Source organism: Streptomyces sp. NPDC001852 (genome assembly GCF_042891825.1).
Lineage (GTDB): Bacteria > Actinomycetota > Actinomycetes > Streptomycetales > Streptomycetaceae > Streptomyces.
Map to the genome: position 1 here is coordinate 508,038 of NZ_JBIATN010000002.1, position 24,308 is coordinate 532,345.

Consider the following 24,308-nt stretch of genomic DNA (forward strand, 5'->3'; position numbering starts at 1 on the left):
ACGAAAGCCGCACTCCGCAGACGCCCGCGCCCCTACGGCGCTACCCGGCAACAACCTCCACCGCGGCAAGGTTCTTCTTCCCCCGCCGCAGCACCAGCCACCGCCCGTCCAGCAGATCCTCGGGCGAGGGCACCGCGTCCTCGGCGACGACCTTCACGTTGTTCACGTAGGCCCCGCCCTCCTTCACCGTCCGCCGCGCAGCGGACTTGCTGGCGACCAGCCCCACCTCGGCGAACAGGTCGACCACCGGACCCAGCTCGGCGACCTGGATGTGCGGCACCTCGGACAGTGCCGCGGCCAGCGTCGCTCCGTCCAGCTCCGCCAGCTCACCCTGCCCGAACAGGGCACGGCTCGCGGCGATCACCGCGGCCGTCTGGTCGGCGCCGTGCACCAGCGTCGTCAGCTCCTCGGCGAGCGCCCGCTGCGCGGCCCGGGCCTGCGGCCGCTCCTCCGTCTGCCGCTCCAGCTCCTCGATCTCCTCACGGGACCTGAAGCTGAAGATGCGCAGGAACTTCGAGATGTCCCGGTCGTCCGCGTTCACCCAGAACTGGTAGAACGCGTACGGCGTCGTCATCTCGGGGTCGAGCCACACCGTGCCGGACTCGGTCTTGCCGAACTTGGTGCCGTCCGCCTTGGTGATCAGCGGGGTGCCGAGCGCGTGCACCACCGCGTGCGGCTCGACCCGGTGGATCAGGTCCGTGCCCGAGGTCAGGTTGCCCCACTGGTCGCTGCCGCCGGTCTGCAGGGTGCAGCCGTAGCGCCGGTACAGCTCCAGGAAGTCCATGCCCTGCAGGATCTGGTAGCTGAACTCGGTGTAGCTGATGCCGGCGTCGGAGTTGAGCCGCCGGGCGACGGCCTCCTTGGCGATCATCTTGTTGACCCGGAAGTGCTTGCCCATGTCCCGCAGGAACTCGATGGCCGACATGCCCTGGGTCCAGTCCAGGTTGTTGACCATGACCGCTGCGTTCGGGCCCTCGAAGTCCAGCAGCGGGGCGATCTGCGCGCGCAGCCGCTCCACCCACTGGGCGACGACCTCCGGGGAGTTCAGCGTCCGCTCGGCGTTCGGCTTCGGGTCACCGATCAGACCGGTGGCGCCCCCGACCAGGCCCAGCGGGCGGTTGCCCGCCTGCTGGATCCGGCGCATGGTCAGGATCTGCACGAGGTTGCCGAGGTGCAGGCTGGGCGCGGTCGGGTCGAAGCCGCAATAGAACGTGACGGGGCCGTCCGCGAACGCCTTGCGCAGTGCGTCCTCGTCCGTGGAGAGGGCGATGAGCCCGCGCCACTTCAGCTCGTCGACGATGTCCGTCACGGTTCTCGTATCTCCTTGATGGTCTTCGGGCGGTCGATCGACTGCCGCCTACGAGGTTATACGCCCTGACTGACAGAGCTCATGTTGAAATCCGGGATCCGCAGCGCGGGCATCGCGGCCCTGGTGAACCAGTCGCTCCACTCCCGCGGCAGCGTCTTTTCCGTGCGCCCCGCCTCCGTGGCCCGCCGCAGCAGGTCCACCGGCGACTCGTTGAACCGGAAGTTGTTCACCTGCCCGGTCACCTCGCCGTTCTCCACGAGGTAGACGCCGTCCCGGGTCAGGCCCGTGAGCAGCAGCGTGGCCGGGTCGACCTCGCGGATGTACCACAGGCAGGTCAGCAGCAGCCCGCGCTCGGTGTCCGCGACCATGTCCGGGAGCGAGCGGCCGTCCCCGCCGTCCAGGATCAGGTTCCCGAGCACCGGGGCGACCGGCAGCCCGGTCAGGCCCGCGCTGTGCCGGGTGGTGGTCAGGTGCCTGAGCACGCCCTCGCTGATCCACTCCGTCGCCTGGGTCGGCAGCCCGTTGTCGAACACGGACTGGTCCCCGCCGGAGGAGTGGGCGACCACGAAGGGCGGGCACTCCAGGCCCGGCTCGTTCGGGTCGCTGCGCAGGGTCAGCGGCAGTTCGGCCAGCCGCTCGCCGACGCGCGTGCCGCCGCCCGGCTTGGAGAACACCGTCCGGCCCTCGGCCGCGTCCCGCCCCGACGCCGACCACAGCTGGTAGATCAGCAGGTCCGCGACGGCCGTGGGCGGCAGCAGCGTCTCGTAGCGGCCGGCGGGCAGCTCCACGCGCCGCTCGGCCCAGCCGAGCTGTACGGCCAGTTCCGCGTCGAGCGCGCCGGGGTCGAGGTCCTTGAAGTCCCGTGTGGCGCGGCCCGCCCAGGCCGAGCGCGTGCGGTCGGGCGACTTGGCGTTCAGCTCCAGCGTGCCGGTGGGCTGGTCGTGCCTGAGGCGCAGCCCGGTGGACGTGCCCAGGTACGTCGACACCAGCTCGTGGTTGGCGAAGCCGTACAGCTCACGACCACCCGCACGCGCGCGTGCGAACGCCTCGCCGAGCGCCGGGGCGAAGTCGGCGAACACCGCGGAGGAGGTCTCGGCGGGCGCGTCCGCGAAGTCCGGCGACTGCGGCACGTCGCCGACCAGCGGCTGCGCGTCCTCGGCGGGCCCCGCACCGCGCGCGGCGGTCTCGGCGGCGCGCACCAGCGGCTCCAGCTCCTCCGCCGTGACCGCCGAGCGCGACACGACACCGGAGGCCGTGCCCTCCTTGCCGTCCACGGTCGCGATCACGGTGAGCGTACGGCCGCGGGTCACGCCGTTCGTGGTGAGCGCGTTGCCCGCCCAGCGCAGGTTGGCCGTGGAGTGCTCGTCGGCGATGACGACACAGCCGTCGGCCCGGGACAGCGCGAGCGCCTGCTCGACGATCTCGTGCGGCTTGTTCGTACGGGCGCTCATCGACCGGCCTCCTGCGTGGTGTTCAGAATGTTGACGCCCTTGAAGAGGGCGGAGGGGCACCCGTGCGACACGGCGGCCACCTGCCCCGGCTGGGCCTTGCCGCAGTTGAAGGCGCCGCCGAGCACGTAGGTCTGCGGGCCGCCGACGGCCGCCATGGACCCCCAGAAGTCGGTGGTCGTGGCCTGGTAGGCGACGTCCTTCAGCTGTCCGGTGATCCGGCCGTTCTCGATCTTGAAGAAGCGCTGCCCGGTGAACTGGAAGTTGTACCGCTGCATGTCGATCGACCAGGACCGGTCGCCCACCACGTAGATGCCCCGGTCGACGCTCCCGATCAGGCCCTCGGTGGACAGCCCCGCAGGGTCCGGCCGGAGCGAGACGTTGGCCATGCGCTGCACCGGCACATGCGCGGGGGAGTCGGCGAACGCGCACCCGTTGGACCGGTCGAACCCGGTCAGCCGCGCGATCCGCCGGTCCAGCTGGTAGCCGACCAGCGTGCCGTCCTTGACCAGGTCCCAGGACTGCGCCTCGACGCCCTCGTCGTCGTACCCGACGGTCGCGAGGCCGTGCTCGGCGGTGCGGTCGCCGGTGACGTTCATCAGCTCGGAGCCGTACCGCAGCTTGCCCAACTGGTCGAAGGTGGCGAAGGAGGTGCCGGCGTAGGCGGCCTCGTAGCCGAGCGCGCGGTCGAGCTCCGTGGCGTGCCCGATGGACTCGTGGATGGTCAGCCACAGGTTGGACGGGTCGACCACCAGGTCGTACAGGCCCGGCTCCACGCTCGGCGCCCGCATCTTCTCGGCGAGCAGCTCCGGGATCCGCTGCAGCTCCTCGTCCCAGTCCCAGCCGGTGCCGGTCAGGTACTCCCAGCCCCGCCCCACGGGCGGGGCGATGGTCCGCATGGAGTCGAACTCCCCGCTGGAGTCGTCGACCGACACCGCGGTCAGCTGCGGATGCAGCCGCACCCGCTGCTGGGTCGTCACGGTCCCGGCGGTGTCGGCGTAGAACTTGTTCTCGTGCACGGTGAGCAGGGAGGCGTCCACGTGGTTGACGCCGTTCGCGGCCAGCAGCCGCGTGCTCCACTCCGTGAGCAGCGCGACCTTCTCCTCGTCGGGCACCGAGAACGGGTCGATCTCGTACGACGAGACCCACGTCCTGTCGGCGTGCACCGGCTCGTCGGCCAGCTCCACCCGCTCGTCGGACCCCGCCGCCTTGATGACCTGGGCGGACAGCTTGGCCATGGCCACCGCCTGCGAGGCCACCTTGGCGGCCGCGTCCATGGTCAGGTCCACACCGGAGGCGAAGCCCCACGTTCCGCCGTGCACGACCCGCACCGCGTAGCCGAGGTCGGTGGTGTCCGACGATCCGGCGGGCCTGGCGTCCCGCAGCCGCCAGGACGCGCTGCGCACCCGCTCGAACCGGAAGTCCGCGTGCTCGGCACCGAGCGCACGCGCGCGTGCCAGCGCGGCGTCGGCGAGGGCGCGTAGGGGAAGCGCCAGAAACGACTGATCGATTTCATGGAGCACGGTGGGATCCCTTCGGGACTCGCCGGGGTGGACAGTCGCTGGCAGTGAATCATGTCTCACCGGCCGCGTTCAGTGGAGATCCCGAACCTCCGAGCTTCGGCGGTGCTGCACCCCAAAGCCGCGACAGCGGTGTCCGAGCGGGGCAGTAGGCTTGCTCAGCTGCACAGAGGTCTCGTGGTGCACGGCCACACCGTCGGGACCGGTGCGGGTGCGAGCGGATTCAAGGCAAGGGGGCCCAGCCGACCATGGATGTCTTCGGTGTCCACCACGACCTCATCGCCGAGTATGAGGCTTTCACCAGCTCTCTCGTTGCTGTGCGAGACCCGGACATCGAAAACCACCTCGACGACGAGCGGCAGCGAAGGACCCGCTGGCCTGATCCCAAACTGGCCCTGAACCCCACCTTCCGCAGCGGCGGAACCGTCGCCGCCATGTGCGACGACGGCCTGCTGCATCCGATGTGCCGGGAGTACTTCCGGCACAAGGAGGACGAGCACGACCCCGGCAGCCGCACGCTCTCCCTCCACCAGCACCAGCGTGAGGCCATCATGGCCGCCGACCGCGGTGACTCGTACGTCCTGACCACGGGCACCGGCTCCGGCAAGAGCCTGACCTACATCGTGCCGATCGTCCACCAGGTGTTGCGCGATCCCAACCCCGACGGCATCTCGGCGATCGTCGTCTACCCCATGAACGCGCTGGCCAACAGCCAGCTCCACGAGCTGGAGAAGTACCTCACCTGGGGCGTCCCCGAGGACCGCCGCAAGGTGACCTTCGCCCGGTACACCGGCCAGGAGGACTCCGAGCAGAAGCTCCAGGTCCTGCGGAACAAGCCGGACATCCTGCTCACCAACTACGTGATGCTGGAGTACCTCCTCACCCGCCCCGACGAGCGGCGAGAACTGATCGGCGCGGCGCGGGGCCTGCGCTTCCTCGCCCTCGACGAGCTGCACACCTACCGGGGCCGCCAGGGTGCCGACGTTGCCCTCCTCGTGCGGCGCCTGCGTGACGCGTGCGAGGCGCCGGACCTCCAGTGCATCGGCACGTCGGCGACGATGGCGACCGGTGTCACCTTCGCCGAGGCCCGGGACGAGATCGCGAAGGTCGCCACGCGTTTGTTCGGTACGGAGATCCGCCCGGACCGTGTCATCGGCGAGACGCTGGAGCGTTCGACGGATCCTGGCCCCGACGCCGTGCCCGGCGTCCACGCCCGCGCCCCTCTCGCCGAGGCCGTACGCCGCGCGGCCGCCGTCCCCGACGAGCTGCCCACCGAGTACGGCGCCCTGTGCCGCGACCCGCTGGCTGTGTGGGTGGAAGACACCGTCGGTCTCGCCGTCGAGGAACCCAGCGGGCGCCTCGTACGCCGTCCTCCGCTCACGATCCCGCAGGCCGCCGGACTGCTCGCCGACGCGAGCGGGGAAGACGCCGAGGACTGCCACCGGGCCATCGAGGCGGTGCTGAAGGCCGGCGCGAAGGCCCGGCACCCGCAGCTCGACAAACCGCTGTTCGCCTTCCGGCTGCACCAGTTCCTGTCCAAGGGCGACACGGTGTACGTCAGCTTCGAACCACCCGGTCACCGCCACCTGACCAGCCAGTACCAGACCCGGGTCCCCGACCACCGGGACAAGCCCCTCGTGCCCCTGCACTTCTGCCGGGACTGCGGCAAGGAGTACCTGGTGGTCAGCCGCCCAGCCGAGCACGAAGGGGCGCTGTTCGAGGCGCGTGAGGACCCGGACGCGCCGGCTGCCGACGGTGACGGTTTCCTGTACGTCAGCGACGACCGGCCCTGGCCCGACCAGCAGGACCAGGAAGCGGTCTTCCGGCGCCTTCCGGCCAGCTGGGTCGAGACGGACGACGACGGCCGGTCCTCGGTCGTGAAGGCCCGCTCGGGAGACCTCCCCCAGGAGGTGTGGATCGGACCCGACGGCCGGGTCACCGAGCCGGGCTCGGGGCTGCGTGCCTGGTGGATCGCCGCCCCCTTCCGCTTCTGCCTGCACTGCCGCACCTCGTACGAGCAGCTGCGACTGAAGGATCTCGCCAAACTGGGCACCTTCTCCGCGGAGGGCCGCAGCTCCGCGGTCTCGCTCATCAGCTCCCGCGTGGTGCGCTCCCTGCGGAAGCAGCCGGACCTGAAGAAGCGGGCGCAGAAGCTCCTCACCTTCGTCGACAACCGTCAGGACGCCAGCCTCCAGGCCGGACACTTCAACGACTTCGCCCTCGTCAGCCAGGTGCGTGGCGCTCTATACCGAGCGCTGGAGACCGCGGGGGAGCGGGGACTGACGTACGACTTGCTTCCGCAGGCCGTGTTCGACGCGCTCGACCTGCCCCCCGACACCTACGCCAGGGTGCCCACCGCCAGGTTCCACCAGCGCGACCTCGCCCGGTCGGCGCTGCGCGAGGTTCTCGCCTACCGCGTCTACGCCGACCTGGAGCGTGGCTGGCGCGTTACCATGCCCAACCTCTCCCAGACCGGCCTGCTGCGCTTCGACTACACCGACCTCGGCGAGATCGCCGCGACGGACGAGTGCTGGCAGGGCTGCCACCCGCTGCTCACCGGTGATACCGCCGAACACCGCGAGCAGCTGGCCCGCGACCTTCTCGACGAGCTGCGCCGCTCGCTGGCCGTCGAGGTGGAATGCCTCACCCAGGAGGGCTTCGACCGCCTCGGCAGGATCAGCGAGACGCATCTCGTCGCCCCATGGGCCTTGTCCGCGCGTGAACCGCGCGTGCGGGAGCGCCTCGCGTACGCGGGGCGCGGCAAGACGGGTACGGCGGCCGACGCGGTCTACCTCAGCGGCCTGGGCGGATACGGCCGCTACCTGCGTCGCATCGGTCAGTTCTCCGCCCTGCCAGGCCAGGCAGGGAAACGCATCCCGGTCGCCGACGCCGACGCGGTCATCCGCGATCTTATGCGTGTGCTGCGCGAGTGCGGACTTCTGGCCGTCGTCCAGGAGGAGCGCGACGGCTCCTACGGCCACCAGCTGCGCGCCTCCGCTCTGCGCTGGCTCCCCGGCGACGGCACGCGGCCCGAGCCCGACCCCGTGCGCAAGGTGACCGATGCGGACGCCGACGTCCGCGTCAACCCGTACTTCCGCGACCTGTACCGCGCCGGAGCCGCCGGGCTCACCGGCATACGGGCCCACGAGCACACGGCGCAGGTCGACTCCACCACCCGCCGCCTGCGCGAGGACGCGTTCCGCGAGGGCGACCTGGAGATCCTCTACTGCTCTCCGACGATGGAACTCGGCGTCGACATCGCGGAACTCAACGCCGTGGGCATGCGCAACGTCCCGCCGACCCCGGCCAACTACGCGCAGCGTTCCGGGCGAGCGGGTCGCAGCGGCCAGCCCGCGCTGGTCACCACCTACTGCTCCACGGGCTCCCCGCACGACCAGTACTACTTCCGCCGCCCCAGCCTCATGGTGTCCGGCAGCGTCACCCCGCCCCGCCTCGACCTCGCCAACGAGGAGCTGGTCCGCTCCCACGTCCACGCGATCTGGCTCGCCGAGACGGGCGTCCACCTCGGCAGCCGCCTCACCGACGTAGTGGACGCGGAGACCGCGGACCGCGAGGGGCGGTGGCCGCTGGCCCTGCTGCCGCGGGTACGAGCCGACCTGGACAGCGAGACGGCTCGGCTGCGGGCGATTGGCCGGGCCACCGAGGTCCTCGCCCCGCTCCACGACGAACTCGCGAAGTCCTCCTGGTGGTACGAGGGCTGGGTCGAGCGCACGGTCCGCCAGGCGCCGGGCAGTCTGGACACCGCGTGCGAGCGCTGGCGCCGGCTCTACCGCACGGCTCGCTCTGAGGTCGAGCAGCAGCACCGCAGGGCCAACGATCTCTCCCTCAGCCGCAGGGACCGTGACCTCGCGGCAGGCCGGCGCGCCGAGGCCGAGAACCAGCTGAAGCTGCTGCGCAACGAGGCCGACAGCGAGTCGTACAGCGACTTCTACACCTACCGCTACTTCGCCTCCGAGGGCTTCCTGCCCGGCTACTCCTTCCCCCGGCTGCCGCTCGCCGCATACGTGCCGGGGGAGCGGTCGGCCGGGATGTATGGGCAGCGCAACGGCGCCTACATCCAACGTCCCCGTTTCATCGCGATCGGTGAGTTCGGGCCCGGCGCGCTCATCTACCACGAGGGCAACCGCTACACCATCGACCGGGTGACGGTTCCGATGGGCGACCGGCCCGGGCAGGTGGCGACCAGCGACATCAGGCTGTGCGAGGCGTGCGGCTACTGGCACGACCGCGCCGAGGGCGCCGACCGCTGCGAGAACTGCGACGTTCCGCTCCACCGCACCCTGCCCAAGCTCATGCAGCTCACCCAGGTTCACGCGGAGCCGCGCCGCCGTATCTCCTCCGACGAGGAGGAGCGCCTGAAGCGAGGCTTCCACCTGCGGACCGTCTACCGGTACGCCCCCGGTGGCGCCTACGAGGCCCAGGTGCGCGGTGCGGACGGCACCCACCTCGCCGAGGTGGCCTACGGGGACTCCGCGACCGTCCGCGTCCTCAATCTCGGCTACCGCAAACGCGACGCCAAGGACCGCTCGGGCCACGGCTTCTGGCTGGACCCGGTCACCGGGCGGTGGCTGTCGGAGGGCAAGGCGGCCCGCCTCACGCAGGAGGAATCGGCCGAGGAGGAGGCCCTCGCCGCCTTCGACCGGGCGCAGCGCACCCTCCAGGTCATCCCCTACGCGCAGGACACGAAGAACATCGCCGTGTTCCGGCTGGCCGAGCCGGTGGACGACGTCACCGCGGTCTCCCTGCGCTACGCGCTGGAGCGCGGGATCGAGGCCCACTTCCAGCTGGAGGACTCCGAGCTGGAGAGCGAGGACCTGCCGGACGCCGAGCGGCGCGGCCGGACGCTGTTCGTCGAGAGCGCGGAGGGCGGCGCGGGGGTACTGCGCCGTCTGTACGACGACGAGGAAGCCCTGGCGCTGGTGGCGAAGGAAGCCCTGCGGATCATCCACTACGACGAGGGCGGCAAGGACCTCGACCGCGCGGAGGGCGCGCCCGAGCGCTGCGAACTGGGCTGCTACGACTGCCTGTTGTCGTACTCCAACCAAGGCTTCCACCGGCGCATCGACCGGCACAGCGCCGCACCCTGGCTGGTCGCGCTGGTCCGGTCCCGAACCCGCGACGACGCCCGCGAGTCGGCCCCGGCGCGTCCGCGGGAACCCCAACGGCCGTCCGGGTCGGACACGCCTGTCGAGGCGTTCGTACGCCTCCTCGAAGACGGCGGCCACCGCACGCCCGACGAGACGGCCACCGAGATCGCGGACGTCGTCTACCACCTCCCCGGCGCCGAGGTCGCCGTGTTCCTGGAGGGCGGGGCACGCCATCTCAGCGAGCAGGACGAGTACCGCATGATGGACGACGGCTGGCTGGTGATCAGAGCCGGCGCCGAACCCGACTGGAAGGACACCGTGCGCGCATACCCCGACGTCTTCGGTATCGGCCGCGACCACCGGGGAGGGCAGCGATGAGCACCGCGACGGGCCGCGCGCCCGGCACGCTCGTACGGGCCCGGGACCGCGACTGGGTCGTCCTGCCGGGCAGCACCGCGGAACTCGTACTCGCCCAGCCACTGGACGGCGACCGTGAGTTCGTCGCTGCCCTCTTCCCCGACGAGGTCGATGAGCCAGGCTTCGGCCGGCCCAAGGCCCTGCCCGGCGAGGCCGGCGACTTCGCCTCGGCGTCGCTGTTGCGCACCGCCCTGCGCATCGCCTCCACGGCGGGCGCGGGCCCCTTCCGCTCCCTGAACTCGGTCGCCGTCGAACCCCGCCAGTACCAGCTGGTGCCGCTGATGATGGCGCTGCGCATGGACCCCGTGCGCCTGCTGATCGGCGACGACGTCGGCATCGGCAAGACCGTCGAGTCGGCGCTGATCGCCAGGGAGCTCATGGAGCAGGGCTCCGCCCGCAATATGGCCGTGCTGTGCTCCCCTTCCCTCGCCGAACAGTGGCAGCGCGAGCTGCGCGACAAGTTCGGCATGGAGCCGGAACTGGTACTGCCGTCCACGGCCGCCCGGCTGCAGAAGGCGATCGACGACCCCAACCTGTCGATCTTCGACCACTACAAGGTGACGGTCGTCTCCACCGACTTCATCAAGCAGGACGAGCGCCGGGACGCCTTCCGCCACCACTGCCCCGACATCCTCGTCGTCGACGAGGCCCACACCTGCGTGGGCACCGGCGGCAACGAACAGCAGAAACGGTACGAACTGCTGTCCGCGCTCGCCGACCGGACCGAGCGCGACCGCCACCTCATCCTCGTCACCGCCACCCCGCACAGCGGGGACCCGCAGGCGTTCTCCAAGCTCACGGGCCTGCTCGACCCGTCCCTGCGCACGCTCGACACCACCCGCTCCGCCGACCGCGACAAACTCGCCCGGCACTTCGTGCAGCGCCGCCGCCACGACATCAAGCGGTACGTCGGCCAGGAGACGCCTTTCCCCGAAGACCGGGACACCCAGGACGCTCTCTACCGGCTTGACGCCGAGTACGCCCGTTTCGTCGCCGACATCCTCGCGTACACCCGTCAGCAGGTGCGCGGCCACAGCGGGGAGCACCACCAGCGCATGTCCTGGTGGACGGCGCTCACCCTGCTGCGCTGCGTCCTCTCCTCGCCCGCCGCCGCGGCGGCGACCCTGCGCACCCGCTCCATGATCGCTGCTACCCGCACCGTGGCCGAGGCCGACAAACTGGGCCGGGCCGCAGCCTTCGAGCTGACCGACGACGAGACCGCCGAGGGCATGGACGTGGTGCCCGGTTCCCTCCCCGACGACGACTCCGCCACACCCGAGGTGCCGGTCGGGGGCCGCAAGGGCGAGGTCGAGTTGCTCACGGAGTTCGCCGACCGGGCGGACGCGCTCGCCGGCCTGGAGAAGGACGCCAAACTGCGCATCCTCGTCGACCGGGTCAAGCGGCAGCTGGTCGACGGCTACGACCCGATCGTCTTCTGCCACTACATCCCGACCGCCGAGTACGTGGCCGCGCACCTCAAGGAGGAGCTGGGCCGGAGCGCGAGCGTGGAGGCGGTCACCGGCACCCTCCACCCCGACGCCCGCCAGGCCCGCGTCGACGAACTGACCGCCCGGCGCGGCCGGCACGTCCTGGTCGCCACGGACTGCCTCTCCGAGGGCGTCAACCTCCAGGAGCACTTCGGCGCCGTCATCCACTACGACCTGTCCTGGAACCCGACCCGTCACCTCCAGCGGGCGGGCCGCGTGGATCGCTTTGGCCAGCCCCGCCGCCGCGTCCGAGAGATCACCGTCTACGACACCGACACCGGCATCGATGGCCTGGTCCTGAAGGTCCTCATTCAGAAGCACAAGGACATCGCCGACCAGACCGGCGTGGCCGTCCTCGTCCCCGACCAGGGCCGAGGGGTCCTCGAAGCCCTGGCCAGCGCACTGCTGCTGAGCGGGAAGCAGGCCGAGGGCCAGCTCACCTTCGACTTCGAGGACGACCCCGACTTCGGCCGGGCCCGCGAGGCCCTGCACAAGGAGTGGGAATCGGCCGCCGAGCGGGAGTCGAAGGTGCTGACCAAGTTCGCCCACTCCGGGCTGCGCCCCGAGGAAGTGGAGGCCGAACTGGAGGCGCTTCGGCAGGCGTTGGGCGACCCCGGTGACATCGCCACGTTCGCCCGCGAGGCCCTCGCCCAGCTCGGCGCCCAGCCAATCGGCGATGCCCGCGACCGGGGCTTCAAGGCCCCCGTGGACCCGCTGCCTACCGGTCTCAAGCACGCCCTCGGCTTCTACGAGGACACCGACCAGGCCATGGCCCCCGGCGCCGCCCCCAAGGCGAAGCCCAAGGGCCGGGCCAAGTCCGCCGCGCGAGACCTGATCTTCCGCGAGGACCTCCCCATCGCCCGCGGAGAGCACGGCCTGTCCCGCACGGACCCGGCCGTTCGTGCCCTTGCCCGCTATCTTCTGGACGCGGCCGTCGACACCACTCTGCCGCTTGAAGAGCGCCCTGCGCGGCGCCTCGGAGTCGTCCGAACCGCCGCCGTGGACCGCCGTACCGTTCTTCTGCTCGCCCGCTACCGTTTCCGTCTCAAGCTGCCGGGCCGCACGCCCGCGGACGAAGAGCGGGTGCTCATCGCCGACGACGCCCAGGTCCTCGCCTGGCGCACCGACGATGACGGCCGCCGCGCCTGGCTGTCCGACGAGGAGACCGCCGCCCTGCTCACCGCCACCCCCGACCTCAACACCCTGCCCGCCCTGCGCGACCAGCAGGCGGCGCGTGCGGTGGCGGAACTGAAGCACGAGGAAGTGGACGCCCACCTGAGTGAGCGCGGACGGCTCCTCGCCGACCGGCTGCGCGACGCCCACCAGCGCGTCCGCGAGGCAGCGGGCCAGCGTGGCCGCGAGCGCGGCGCGGCGGCCGTACGCCGCATCGAGGTCGAGCCGTCCGGCGATCCGGACCTGCTCGGCGTGTACGTGTACCTCGCGGCTCCCGCGGCCGCGCAGCCGACCGTTCCCGGAGGAGACCGGTGACCGCCCTCGCCCCCGACCGCCTCCCCGCCTCCGCCGCCGTCCGCGTCGAGGGCGGGCTGCTCTCCGCCGACCTGCTCGCCAAGGTCCGGGCCGGAGACCCCGAACTGCCCGGCAGCGCACCCGCCGACTACGGCCTCGGACGCGGCGTGCGCATCGAGGACGCCGCCAGCCGCAAGTGGACCGCCCTGCGCGCCGCGTACACCTCGCTCCAGGAGGAGCTGGCGGAACTCGGCGGCCAGGCGGACCCGACCAAAGCGACCCGCGTCTGGCTCCTCACCCTCCTGGAGGAACTCGGCTACGGCCGTCTCGCCGCCCGCCGGGGCGGCATCAAGCTCCCCGGTCGCGACCCCTACCAGGTCAGCCACCAGTGGCAGGAGCACGTCCCGGTCCACCTCCTCGGCTGGACCACCCGCCTCGACGGCTGGTCGGCGGGCAGTTCGCGCGCCCCCCAGTCGATGATGCAGGAGCTGCTGAACGCCTCCCCGGACCACCTCTGGGGCATCCTTTCCAACGGCAGGGTCCTGCGCCTGCTGCGCGACTCCACCGCGCTCGTCGGCTCCGCGTACGTCGAGTTCGACCTCGAAGCGATCTTCGGCGGCGGCGACTTCTCCGACTTCCTCCTGATGTACGCGCTGCTGCACGCCACGCGCCTGGAGCTGGTCCCCAAGCCGGAGAAGAAGCGCAGAGGTACGGCCGCCCCGGCAGAGGACGAAGAGGACGAGGACACGGAGGAGGTCGCCGACCTTGCGACCCCCGAGGACCTGCCGCTCACGCCCGCCGACTGCCGACTGGAATGGTGGCGGGACTTCGCCGTCGAGACCGGCATCCGCTCCCGCAACCTGCTGCGCGACCAGGTCGCTCAGGCGCTGTCCATTCTCGGCACCGGTTTCCTCCAGAACAACCCGGAGCTGGCCGACGCGATCACGACCGGCGGACGCCGCGCTCTGGACGACTTCCACCACGAACTGCTGCGCCTCGCCTACCAGTTGATCTTCCTCTTCGTGGCCGAGGACCGCGACGCCCTGCTCACCCGCCCCGCTCCCCGGGCCAAGAAGGCCGAGGTGAAGGCGAACCAGGAGGCCCGCGATCGCTACACCCTCTACTTCTCCACGGCCCGCCTGCGCCGCATCGCGGCCCGCCGCAAGGGCGACCACCACACGGACCTCTGGGAAGGTCTCAAGCGGGTCCTGAACGCCCTGGGCCGGGACGGCGGCGAGCCCGCGTTGGCTCTTCCAGGTCTGGGCGGCCTCTACTACCTCCCGGAGCCGGGCGAGACCGACGAGGAGACCCGGCCGACCCGCCTGCCGGGCGGCGTCGAGCCCCTGCGCGCGGCCAAACTGCCCAACGAGCGCCTCCTTGAAGCCGTACGCCTCCTCTCCCGCATCACGGACAAGGGTCGCGTCACCCGCGTCGACTACCGCCACCTCGGCGCCGAGGAACTGGGCAGCGTCTACGAGTCCCTGCTGGAACTCGTACCCGCGCGCCGCCCGGACAGCGAGGTCTTCGAGCTGAAGGACCTCGTCGCGGGCAACAAGCGCAAGCTGACGGGCTCCTACTACACCCCGTCGTCCCTCATCGAGAAGCTGCTGGACAACGCGCTCGACCCGGTCATAAAGCGGTACGAGGCCTCCGGGGTTCCGGACCACCTGCTCCGGATCAACTTCGTCGACCCCTCCTGTGGCTCCGGCCATGTCCTCGTCGCGGCGGCCCGGCGCATCGCCCTGCGGTACGCCCAGATGACGCACGGCGAGAGCCAGCCGGCCCCGGAACTGGTTCGCGAGGCGATGGCCAAGGTCGTACGGCATTGCGTCCACGGCGTCGACCTCAACCCCCTCGCCGCCGAACTGGCCAAGGTGTCGCTGTGGCTTGAGTCCCTGACCCCGGGCGAGCCGCTCGCGTACCTCGACGACCGGATCAAGACCGGAAACGCCCTGCTCGGGGCAACCCCGGCCGCGCTGGAGAAGGGGATCCCGGACGGGGCCTTCGAGAAGCTGGAGGGCGACGAGCAGTCCGTCGTCACGAAGCTGCGCCAGCAGAACGACAGGGAACAGAAGGGTGAGTCGCAGCTGCCGCTCGACGAGCCGGTCGTGCGTACCAGTACGGCGACCGTGCGGGTGGCGGCGGAGGAACTCGCGCGGATCCGGGACCACAGCCTGGCCGAGGTGCGCCAACACGCCCGTGCGCACAAGGAGTTCGAGAGCCGGCCCGAGCTGCGGCACATGAAGCGCGTCGCGGACGTCTGGTGCGCGTCCTTCCTGTGGCCCAAGCACAAGGGCGCGCCCACGGCGATCACGACGAACGTCCTGCGGGCCGTGGAGGAGGACAAGGAGGACAAGCCGCTGGAGGAGGAGGCGGCCGAGCTGATGCTCAAGGACATCGTCCGCCGTAACCAGTTCTTCCACTGGCACCTGGAGTTCCCGCGCGTCTTCCGGGTCGAGAACCCCGAGGCGAAGGACGCCAACCCCGACACCGGCTGGCAGGGCGGCTTCGACGCGGTACTGGGCAACCCGCCGTGGGAGCGGGTCAAGATCCAGAAGAAGGAGTGGTTCGCGGCCCGGGACGAGAAGATCGCGGCGGCGGACACGGCCAGCATCCGGGACCGCATGATCGAGGCGCTCGCCAGCAGCGTGGACGAGGAGGGCCGGCCCAACGAGGGCGACCGCCGGCTCTACGCGGAGTACCAGTCCGACCAGCGGGAGTCCAAGGGCCAGGTCACGATGTACAGGAAGTCGGGGCTGTTCCCGAAGACCGGCTTCGGCGACGTCAACACGTACGCGGTCTTCGCGGAGAAGGCACGGCAGTTGATCGGCCCGGGGGGGATGGCGGGGCTGGTTCTGCCGACGGGAATCGCGACGGACAAGACGACGTCGGAGTTTTTCTCGGATCTGGTGGAGAAGCGGCAGATGGTGACCGTGCTGGATATGGAGAACGAGGAGAAGCTGTTTCCGGCGGTCCACAACCAATACCGGTTCAGCCTGTTCACGATGGCGGGACGCGAGCTGGCCGAGCGGTACCCGGTGGTGCGGCTGGCGTTCCGGGCGCGGCGGCCGGATCAGTTGGACGCGCGGGAGTTCACGCTGGATGCGGAGGGGTTCGAGCGGATCAATCCGAATACGCGGACGGCGCCGGTTTGTGAGAGCTGGGAGCATCTCCGGGTGCTGACCGGGGTGCATGAGCGGGTTCCGCTGCTGCGGCGAACCGTCCCTGGCGGGCCGGCGGACCCGTGGAAGCTGGGGCCCGCTCCGTTTATGCGCATGTGCGAGGACACGAAGAGCTTTCGCAAGTTGGAGGTCCTTGCCGTCGAGTGCTCGCAGGCGGGCACGGTGTTCAGCGACGGTGGCGATCGCTTCCTTCCGCTGTACGAGGGGCGGATGCTTCATCACTACGACAGCCGCTTCGCCACGTACGAGAACGCCACTCAAGCACAGATCAACAAGGGAACGCTGCCTCGACTCGACACCAGTGCCCACAGGGACCCAGCTGCGTTGCCCTTGCCTCGCCACTGGGTTGCTGAGAGCGAGGTCGAGCACAAGCTGGCCGAGGACCTCTCCAAACCGCGCAGGGCGTGGCCGCACGGCTGGCTGATGGGCTGGCGTGACGTGTGCCGGGCGTCGGATGAGCGGACGGTGATCGCATCCGTGCTGCCGAGAACCGCTGTGGGACACAAGTTCCCGCTGATGTTTCCTACCCAAGGGCCTGAGCTGCTGCTGGCCAATCTCAGCAGCAGGGTGTTGGACTTCGCGGCCAAGCAGAAGTACGCAGGCGCCTCGCTCGTGTACTTCGTACTTGAGCAGCTCCCCGTCCTCCCCCCAGCTGTCTACGACCTCTCCGCCCCCTGGACCGACGACGCCCCCCTCGCCGACTGGATCCGCCCCCGGGTCCTCGAACTCACCTACACCTCCTACGAGATGGCCCCCTGGGCGAAGTACCTCGGCGACGACGGCGCACCCTTCGTCTGGGACGAGGAACGCCGCTTCCTGATCCGCGCGGAACTGGACGCCGCGTACTTCCACCTGTACGGCATCGAGCGCGCGGACGTCGACCTCGTACTGGACAGCTTCCGGGCGTTCAGGAACAAGCAGCCGGAGCTGTTCGAGGAGACGAAGAAGGAGATCGTCAGGGTCTACGAGGCGATGGCGGAGGGCCGCCCCTTCACGCACCCCTCGCTCACCCCGCCCCCTGCCCAGGGACCGCGCCACCCTCCGGGCACGAGCCCGCTGACCAGGGTCACCCCCGCCGGAGTCCCGCCGCAGCGCCCGTCTGCACAGACTGCCAAGAAGAAGCGGCGGGGCAAGATCTCCCCGGACCAGCTGAGCGGAGGCCTCTTCGGGCTGGACGAGATCGAGGGCGGCGACATACAGCTGGACATCCTCAACCTGCACGGCGAGGACGAGCAGGAATAGGCCGCGCGGGCGCGGACGAACGAGCGGGCACGGAACCAGCTTCCGTGCCCGCTCGCCCTTACTGCGACGAGCCCGCCGCCAGCGCGGTGAACGCCGCCCAGGTGGCCGGCGTGACGACGAGAGGACGGATCCCCTTGTTCTTGGAGTCGCGGATGTGGACCGCCTCGGCGCGCACGGCGATCTCGACGCAGTTGTCGTTCTCGCTGCCGCTGTAGCTGCTCTTGAACCAGCTCAGCTCGTCGGTGGTGCTCATAGCGCTCCTCGCATCTGTTCCAGCAGCTTCACGGTAGCCCGGCAGTCCAGGGCCTGTGAACGCAGCTTGCCATAGCGTTGGAGCAGGACGCTCACATCCCTGGGCGCGGAGATCAGACTGCTCGATCGCTGTCCTTCGGTGTAGCCGATCCACTGGTGAGCAGACGTCTCAGCCAGGTACATCTGACCGTCGATCCCGCAGTGGTCCTCCTGGACAGTGGGCATGATCTGGATCTCGATGTTGCGCCGCGTGCCCACGTCAAGCAGGTGATCGATGACCTGCCTGGCCACCTCAGCGCCTCCCATGCGCCGTTCCAAGATGCTCTGTTCGATGACGAAGCTGAACGCGGTGTTCTGGTTGGCGGAAATGAGTTGTTGTCGATCCAGCCGGGATACGACCTCGCGTTCGATCTGCTCCTCCGACGCCGGCGGCAGCCGCCGGTCGAAGATCGCCCGGATGTAGGCTTCCGGTTGCAACAATCCTGGAACCGCCCGGCACTCATACGCGTAGAGGGAGATCGCCTCCTCCTCGATCCCCGCCCACTGCCGGAACCACGACGCCAGTACCGCCTTCCTCGCCAGGCTCTTCGCCGCTGCCGTGAGCACCTTGAACGCGACCGGCCCCAGCACCTCTTCCGCACGCCCCGGCAGATCCGTTGGCGGAAACCTCTTCCCCTGCTCGATCTTGGCGACATATGGGGCGGAGTACCGTACCCGCGACGCGAACTCCTCCTGCGTCAGACCGGCGTCTTCTCGTAACACTTTCAGGACCGCACCGAATGTCTTGAGACTGTCGGAGAGTTCCGCTTCACCGCTCGTGCCGTTGCCGCCGCCTCCGCCATGGCTCGCCGTCATTGCCGCCGCCTCCCGTGCTCACGTCCTCACTGACTCCCCGCCAACCAGCATATGATCACGGTGAGTTACCCACCCAGTCCAGAGTGTGCACTGGTACAAGACGGTCTGTATGGGTGTCGTGCCTGTTGGCGGGACTCAGGGGGCCGGAATCCTGAACCCATGCTCACCCCCCACCCCCAAGTGGCCGTCACCGTACGTGCGTTCGTCCAGCGTTTCTCCGCCACCCGGCGTGGTGCCCGTCTCGCCCGCCGCCTCGCGGCCCACCGGCTCGACCTCTGGGGCATCCCGTACGGCAGCCCCACCTCCGACGTCGTCGAGCTCGTCGTCGCCGAACTCGCGGCCAACGCCGTCCTGCACGGCCGTGTCCCAGGACGCGACTTCGAGCTCAGGCTGCACTGGGACCGCACCGCTTCCGTCGTACGCGTCGAGGTGTCCGACACCCATCCGGACCGCCCGAAGCCCCGCGACCCCACCACCCCCGAAACCGCCGGTGCCGAGGACGGCAGAGGCCTGCTCCTCGTCGCGGCGATCGCCACCCGGTGGGGAGTCATCGACCGCACGGGGCCCGGCAAGACCGTCTGGGCTGAATGTGCGCTGTCCGCGGAAGATGTTCCTTTCGCGCCGAGTTGACGATCATCTTCCGCAACGAACCACTGATGTACCTGAGTTGTGGTTTCGCCGTGTGTCAGTGGTGCCGGGTACGCTTGTCGCCCTCTCGGAGTTGACGGTCAACTCTTCGACGGGTGACGGCTGTGGAGGCGTACGTGGTCGGACGCGAGATCGCTGCGGCGGACCATCCGAGCAAGGAGGTCCGGGCGGTCCTCAAGCGGCTCGTCGGCGACGGCTGGACACTTCGCTCGGAGGCTCACTGGGGCACGCTGTACTGCCCGTGCGAGGACCACTGCACGGTGATCCGGGTCGGGGGGACGCCGAAGAACCCCGGCCAGGAGGCCCGCCGTATCCAGCGCAAGGCGAAGTGGTGCCCGCTCCCGCCGGGTGACGCGCGGGCCGCCCCGCGTAGCGGCGTTGTCAATTGACAACAGCGTCGGAGTCGGCGAAGCTTGCGCCAGGGGGCGTTCCCTGGAAAGAAAGGCGCGGACACAGCGGAGCCAGGAAGAGCGAACAGGCATACGCATGGGGGGCTGGGGCGTGATGGAGTACGAGTTCCACTTCGTCGTGGACGGCATCAGTGTCGAGGACGACGAGGCAGCCGGGATTGTCAGTGAGACCTTCGACGGGCTGCTGAGCCGTCACCGAGGCCGGCACTTCCTGGACGTCTCCGAGAGCGGGGCCAGCGCCATCGACGCCGCGCACCGCATCGTCGTACGACTCCGGAAGTCCCTGCCGCGGTTGCGGCTGCTGCGCCTCGACGCGGATCTCGTCGGCGTCTCGGACATCGCCGAGCGGGCCGGGCGCTCCCGGCAGAACGTCCAGCAGTGGGTCAACGGCGAGCGGCGGCAGGACATGCAGCCCTTCCCGGACCCTGAGGGCATCACGGGTCGTTCGCCGGTGTGGCGCTGGGGGGACGTCAACGCCTGGCTCGGCCAGTTCGGCGAGGGCGACGACGTGCACCCGCCTACCCGTGACGAGGCCCTGGCCATCGACTTCATGCTCCCGAAGTGGCAGCGCACTCTGGACGACGGCCTGCCCTTGGTGCACTTCACCGTCGCCGAGACCGGCGACGAACGCGACCACGAGCGCGAGACCGTCCAGCGGCTCCTGGAAGGCACACTGGCACTGCCCGGCGTGCTGGAGCGGATCGCCGCGCTGCCCCGGAGCGAGCAACAGCGGCTCACGGTCGTCTGTGCGGTCCTGCCCGACCGGCTGAGCAGCGTCGTCTCCCGCATCGGCCACGACGAGGTCTGGGCCGTACTCGCCTACCAGGGCGTGGAGGGCGAACTCCACCTCCAGCCCGTCGGCACCGCCAAGGCGCCCGGCGCCGTCCCGGTCTCCAGCCTCGGCCTGGGCCGCGACGCCACGGTCGGCGACCTGCTGCTCGTACAGACGAACGGCCCGGACGACATCCCGGTCACCCCGACCACTCCGGTCGGTCTGGACTGAGCCGTCCGGCCGTCCCCTGCCGCGCCCGCGCGCGTGCCGGGGGACGGCCGCCGTCCCCGTACCCTGCGAAGAATGGACGCCGTGCCCAGCATCACCACCGTCGTCGCCCGTGCCCTTCACACCGCAACTGTCGTCCTGCGCGAGGACGCCCCGCAGGACGGCCTGGTCTACGGGGACCTGTGGGAGAGGGTGCTCACGCGGGAGCCACGGCTGGAGACGGAGTGGCGGCAGGCGAACGAGGAGTCGCCGCAGCGAAACACCACCCCATTCAAAGACTATGTGAACCGGGCCGCGATCAACCTCGTCCAGTCCGGATGGCTGCACCGGGGCCAGCGCCGCTGGCAGCTCACCGGGATCGGCTTGGACGCCCTCGACCGCTGGCCGGACCCCGTGGACTTCTATGGGGAGGCCTCGCGCCGCTACCGCAGGTGGGAGCGGCAGAAGGAGGAATGCCTCGTCGCGGTGACCGCGTTGGAGCAGTTGCCCGACAGCGGCCACTGGGTGGTGCTGAAGGAGCTGGCCGAGTGGTTCCTTGTCAACCCCGACGTCCTCGGGCCCGTCCTGCTCGGCACCCGCCCCCGCGGTTGGTACCTGGCGCTCGGGGAGGACGGGGTCGCGGGCGCTGGACTGCCCTTGTGGCCGCACGAGCGCGACCTCTGGCGCTCCCTCCTCGACGAGGAGGGCGTACTCGACGCCGGCCGCAGCAGCCTGGACACCGTGCGAGCCCTCCCCGACCGGCGCATGCCGGTGTGGGACGCGCTAATGGAAACCAAGCAGCCCGCCGAGGAAGGCGACGCCGAACCGGAGCTGCCCCGGCAGCTGTGGATCATCCGCGGTAAGGACGCGACCAGCGGTACACCGCTCATCCGGGGGCCGTGGCGCGAAGAGTCCGTGATCACTCTCGACACAGGGCTCCTGCCCTTCGGGGTGGGCGGTCACGACCTGACCAGTGTCCGCAGAGTGGTCGACGCGGCCCTTCCCGCCACCGCGCCGACCCGCCGCGAGGCCGTCGCCCGGGAACTGGACGCCTTCCTCAACCGGATGCGCCCCGGCGACATCGTGCTCTCCACCGACGGCTTCGACACCTACGTCGGAGTGGTGAACGGCCCGGCCTCCCACGACGGCCACGACCAGCTCTCGCGCCCGGTCGAGTGGCGCAACCTCGACAAGCCCCTCGACTTCTTCAAGGACCTGCCCTCCGGGCTGTCCGGTGTCGTCCAAGACGCCGACTCCCAGATCCTGGAGGCCACCGAGTACGCCGAGACCGTCCTCGCCCTGACTGACGGCATGCCGCGGACCGGGCGGGCGCCCGAGGGTCCGGCCGTGCTGCCCGACGCCACCGCCGAACTGGCCGCCGGGCTCAACATGCCCGATCCCACCTGGCTCCAGGACTGCGTCGAACTCCTGCGCGCCACCCCGCAGTTGATCTTCCACGGGCCGCCCGGCACCGGCAAGACTTACATCGCGCTCGCCCTCGCCCGCCATCTGGCCGGCGCCTCCGGCGCGACGAACGTACGCCTCGTCCAGTTCCATCCCGCCTACGCCTACGAGGACTTCTTCGAGGGCATCCGCCCCCGGCTGGGCGGCGGCAAGGACGCGGGCGAGGACGGCGGCGGCCTCGGCTACGACCTCGTCCGAGGGCCGCTGCGCAAGCTCGCCGACGAGGCGGAGCGGCGCCCCGCCGAGGTGTTCGTCCTCGTCGTCGACGAGATCAACCGCGGCCACCTCGCCAAGATCTTCGGTGAGTTGTACTTCCTGCTGGAGTACCGCGAGGAGCGCGTCCACCTCCTCTACGGCTCCGACGACGGCCGCGGCTTCCGCCTCCCGCCCAACCTGTACATCCTCGGCACGATGAACACCGTCGACCGCTCCGTGGCCTACATGGACGCGGCCATGCGCCGCCGCTTCTCCTTCGTCGAACTGCACCCCGACATACCGCCGGTGTCCGGTGTGCTGGAAGCCTGGCTGCGCAAGCGGGCGGAGGGCGCCGGCGAGGACCCGGCCAAGGCCGACGTCTCGTACGCCCGGCTCCTCGACGAGATCAACCGGATGCTCGCCGACGGCAACCCCGGTGACCGCTCCTTCCGCGTCGGACCGTCGTACTTCATGCAGGACCTCGCCCACACCGGAGACGGTGCCCTCGAACGCCTGTGGCGCACCCAGATCATTCCGCTCCTCACCGAGCATCACTGGGGTGACGGCGTGGAGGTGGAGACGGTGTACGCGCTCGACACCCTGCGCGACCGGTTGGGCCTCCGGCCACCCACCGCCGACGACACCGACGACGGCCCGGCGGACTCGTGAACCTCCGCCACACCCGCTCTCTTCGGTGCGGCGACGTCGCACGTCCCGTCGAGCTGAAGGAGGGCGATGGCTGGACCACTTACGACCTCACACCGCCCCAGCTCGCGACCCTCGCCGCGCATCCGAGGCTGCTCGCGCTGCACCCTGAGAGCGCGACCCGCTGGAGACTGAAGGCGAAGGACCGCGTCGGCTCGGTGCGGCTGGGCTCGGGCGAGGGCACTGTACAGCTGACCATCACCCCCAAGGTGCCCGTCGACCGCCTCCTCCACCTTGTCGCCTACGCCCCGGACCGCGTCGAGTTCGACCCCCGGCCCGTCACCGCCGAGCCCCGTCCCGACCTGCTGCCCGCCCTCGCCCACGCCTTCGTCTCCGCCGCCGGACACGCCCTGGGCCAGGGAGTCCTCCACGACTACCGGGAGACGTACGACACACTGCCCGTCGTACGCGGCCGCATCCGCCACGCCGACCAGCTCCGCCGCAGACCCGGTGTCCCGGTCCCCTTGGAGGTCGTCTACGACGACCACACTCCCGACATACCGGAGAACCGCCTCCTCCTCGCCGCCACCCGCCGGCTCCTGCGCGTCCCCGGCCTCGACCCCGTCCTCCGGGCGGCCCTGCAACGGCTCACCGCCCGCCTCGACGGCGTCCGCGTGCTGCCTGCCGGAGCCCGCCCGCCCGAGTGGACGCCGGGCCGTCGCAACGCCCGCTACGCCCACGCCCTCGTCCTGGCCGAACTCGTCCTGCGCGGCGGCTCCTACGAACTCGGCGACGGCCGTCACCTCGCCGTCGACGGCATGCTCGTCGTCATGTGGCGGCTCTTCGAGGCCTACCTCGCCCGGGCGGTCGGCGAGGCACTGCGCCACCGCGTCGGCGGCCGGCCCGAACCCCAGGACCGCAGCCACTTCCTCGACACGGCGGGCCAGCATCCGCTCAAGCCGGACCTCGTGCACTACCTGCCGTCACCACATGACGCCGTCCAGCGCCCGGCCGCCGTCGTCGACGCCAAGTTCAAGACCAGACCGCAGCGGGACGACCTGTACCAGATGACGGCGTACTGCGTGCGCCTGGGCCTTAGCGAGGGGCACCTCGTCTATGCGTCGGGTAGCCCCGGGTCGGTGGACGTCCTGGTGGGGTCCGAACGGCTGAGGATCTGGCGGCACATCGTGGACCTCTCCCGCCCCTGGCGTGACCTTGCCGCAGACGTCGAGGCGCTGGCGCAGGCCATCGACTCCGCGCGCACCACGCGGAGCGGTTGACCGCGGACGTGGTCGCCGACGCGTGGCGAGGACGCAGGTGATCACGGTTCCGCCTTTGCGTCGTCACATACGGCTGCCGGACCCGAGCGACGCGCGGCGGCGCCCCCCTCCCACGGCCGTGCGGCGTGCGGCACCGTTTTCGAAGCTCTCGAAGGCGGCGACGAAGCGGCAGCTGTCGAATGGTTTGCGGGGGCATGTCGTCCATGCACGTGACGGGCGAGCCGTTCGATCGACTTCGCCGAATGGAATGAGGCGAGGTCTCCCTGCTGTCGTTGCCTGTCGGGTCCGATCATGTCGTGGGAGCGGCCCGCCGGACTACACGGTTTCGGTCCCGGCCGGTTCCTTTCTGTAGGGATCCGACAGGGACTCACCCGAGCCACTGTGGGTGCCCGCTTCCCCG

General features: G+C 70.4%; 13 protein-coding genes. 8 read left to right on the forward strand and 5 right to left on the reverse strand.

Annotated features, from left to right (window positions below; translation table 11 throughout):
- Positions 1 to 40: 40 nt before the first annotated feature.
- From tyrS to ACFYZB_RS05130, 3 genes are read right to left on the reverse strand one after another with little or no spacing between them, the layout of a single operon-like run.
- The gene (tyrS, locus tag ACFYZB_RS05120; protein ID WP_388754468.1) at positions 41 to 1,309 is read right to left on the reverse strand and encodes a tyrosine--tRNA ligase; all 1,269 of its coding nucleotides are present in this window, start codon (positions 1,307 to 1,309) and stop codon (positions 41 to 43) included.
- Between the two features lie 56 nt (positions 1,310 to 1,365).
- Complete coding sequence (locus ACFYZB_RS05125) at positions 1,366 to 2,760, reverse strand: metallopeptidase TldD-related protein (RefSeq protein WP_388754471.1); 1,395 nt, start codon at positions 2,758 to 2,760, stop codon at positions 1,366 to 1,368.
- Positions 2,757 to 4,280, reverse strand: coding sequence for a TldD/PmbA family protein (locus ACFYZB_RS05130; protein WP_388754474.1), 1,524 nt, complete (start codon positions 4,278 to 4,280; stop codon positions 2,757 to 2,759). The genes ACFYZB_RS05125 and ACFYZB_RS05130 overlap by 4 nt, the downstream gene beginning before the upstream one ends.
- 245 nt (positions 4,281 to 4,525) lie before the next feature.
- Here ACFYZB_RS05130 and ACFYZB_RS05135 point away from each other — a divergent pair, with 245 nt between their 5' ends.
- From ACFYZB_RS05135 to ACFYZB_RS05145, 3 genes are read left to right on the forward strand one after another with little or no spacing between them, the layout of a single operon-like run.
- The gene (locus ACFYZB_RS05135) at positions 4,526 to 9,763 is read left to right on the forward strand and encodes a DEAD/DEAH box helicase (protein ID WP_388754477.1); all 5,238 of its coding nucleotides are present in this window, start codon (positions 4,526 to 4,528) and stop codon (positions 9,761 to 9,763) included.
- Entirely contained in the window at positions 9,760 to 12,777 is a 3,018-nt protein-coding gene (locus ACFYZB_RS05140; RefSeq protein WP_388754479.1) for a helicase-related protein, read from the forward strand. The genes ACFYZB_RS05135 and ACFYZB_RS05140 overlap by 4 nt, the downstream gene beginning before the upstream one ends.
- Positions 12,774 to 17,180: an Eco57I restriction-modification methylase domain-containing protein gene (locus ACFYZB_RS05145; RefSeq protein ID WP_388754482.1), complete on the forward strand. Its 4,407-nt coding sequence runs from the start codon at positions 12,774 to 12,776 to the stop codon at positions 17,178 to 17,180. Before ACFYZB_RS05140 ends, ACFYZB_RS05145 begins: the two co-directional genes overlap by 4 nt.
- Before the next feature lie 58 nt (positions 17,181 to 17,238).
- Here ACFYZB_RS05145 and ACFYZB_RS05150 read toward each other — a convergent pair whose 3' ends face one another.
- Both ACFYZB_RS05150 and ACFYZB_RS05155 read right to left on the reverse strand, forming a co-directional pair.
- Positions 17,239 to 17,433 carry a DUF397 domain-containing protein gene (locus tag ACFYZB_RS05150; RefSeq protein WP_388754485.1) on the reverse strand — a complete coding sequence of 65 codons (195 nt, stop codon included), beginning with the start codon at positions 17,431 to 17,433 and terminating at the stop codon, positions 17,239 to 17,241.
- Positions 17,430 to 18,287: a helix-turn-helix domain-containing protein gene (locus tag ACFYZB_RS05155; RefSeq protein WP_388754487.1), complete on the reverse strand. Its 858-nt coding sequence runs from the start codon at positions 18,285 to 18,287 to the stop codon at positions 17,430 to 17,432. The genes ACFYZB_RS05150 and ACFYZB_RS05155 overlap by 4 nt, the downstream gene beginning before the upstream one ends.
- A 159-nt stretch (positions 18,288 to 18,446) precedes the next feature.
- On the opposite strand from ACFYZB_RS05155, the gene ACFYZB_RS05160 reads away from it, so the two are divergent.
- The 5 genes from ACFYZB_RS05160 (at position 18,447) to ACFYZB_RS05180 (ending at position 23,908) form a co-directional block, all read left to right on the forward strand.
- A complete protein-coding gene (locus ACFYZB_RS05160) occupies positions 18,447 to 18,917 on the forward strand; it encodes an ATP-binding protein (RefSeq protein ID WP_388754490.1) in 471 nt (156 codons plus the stop codon).
- A 113-nt stretch (positions 18,918 to 19,030) separates the two neighbouring features.
- Positions 19,031 to 19,324: a hypothetical protein gene (locus ACFYZB_RS05165; protein WP_388754491.1), complete on the forward strand. Its 294-nt coding sequence runs from the start codon at positions 19,031 to 19,033 to the stop codon at positions 19,322 to 19,324.
- 97 nt (positions 19,325 to 19,421) lie between these two features.
- Positions 19,422 to 20,348 carry a helix-turn-helix transcriptional regulator gene (locus ACFYZB_RS05170; RefSeq protein ID WP_388754493.1) on the forward strand — a complete coding sequence of 309 codons (927 nt, stop codon included), beginning with the start codon at positions 19,422 to 19,424 and terminating at the stop codon, positions 20,346 to 20,348.
- Positions 20,349 to 20,420: 72 nt separating this feature from the next.
- Positions 20,421 to 22,652 carry an McrB family protein gene (locus tag ACFYZB_RS05175; protein WP_388754495.1) on the forward strand — a complete coding sequence of 744 codons (2,232 nt, stop codon included), beginning with the start codon at positions 20,421 to 20,423 and terminating at the stop codon, positions 22,650 to 22,652.
- Positions 22,649 to 23,908, forward strand: a complete 1,260-nt coding sequence (locus ACFYZB_RS05180; protein WP_388754498.1) for an McrC family protein — start codon at positions 22,649 to 22,651, stop codon at positions 23,906 to 23,908. The genes ACFYZB_RS05175 and ACFYZB_RS05180 overlap by 4 nt, the downstream gene beginning before the upstream one ends.
- Positions 23,909 to 24,308 lie beyond the last annotated feature (400 nt).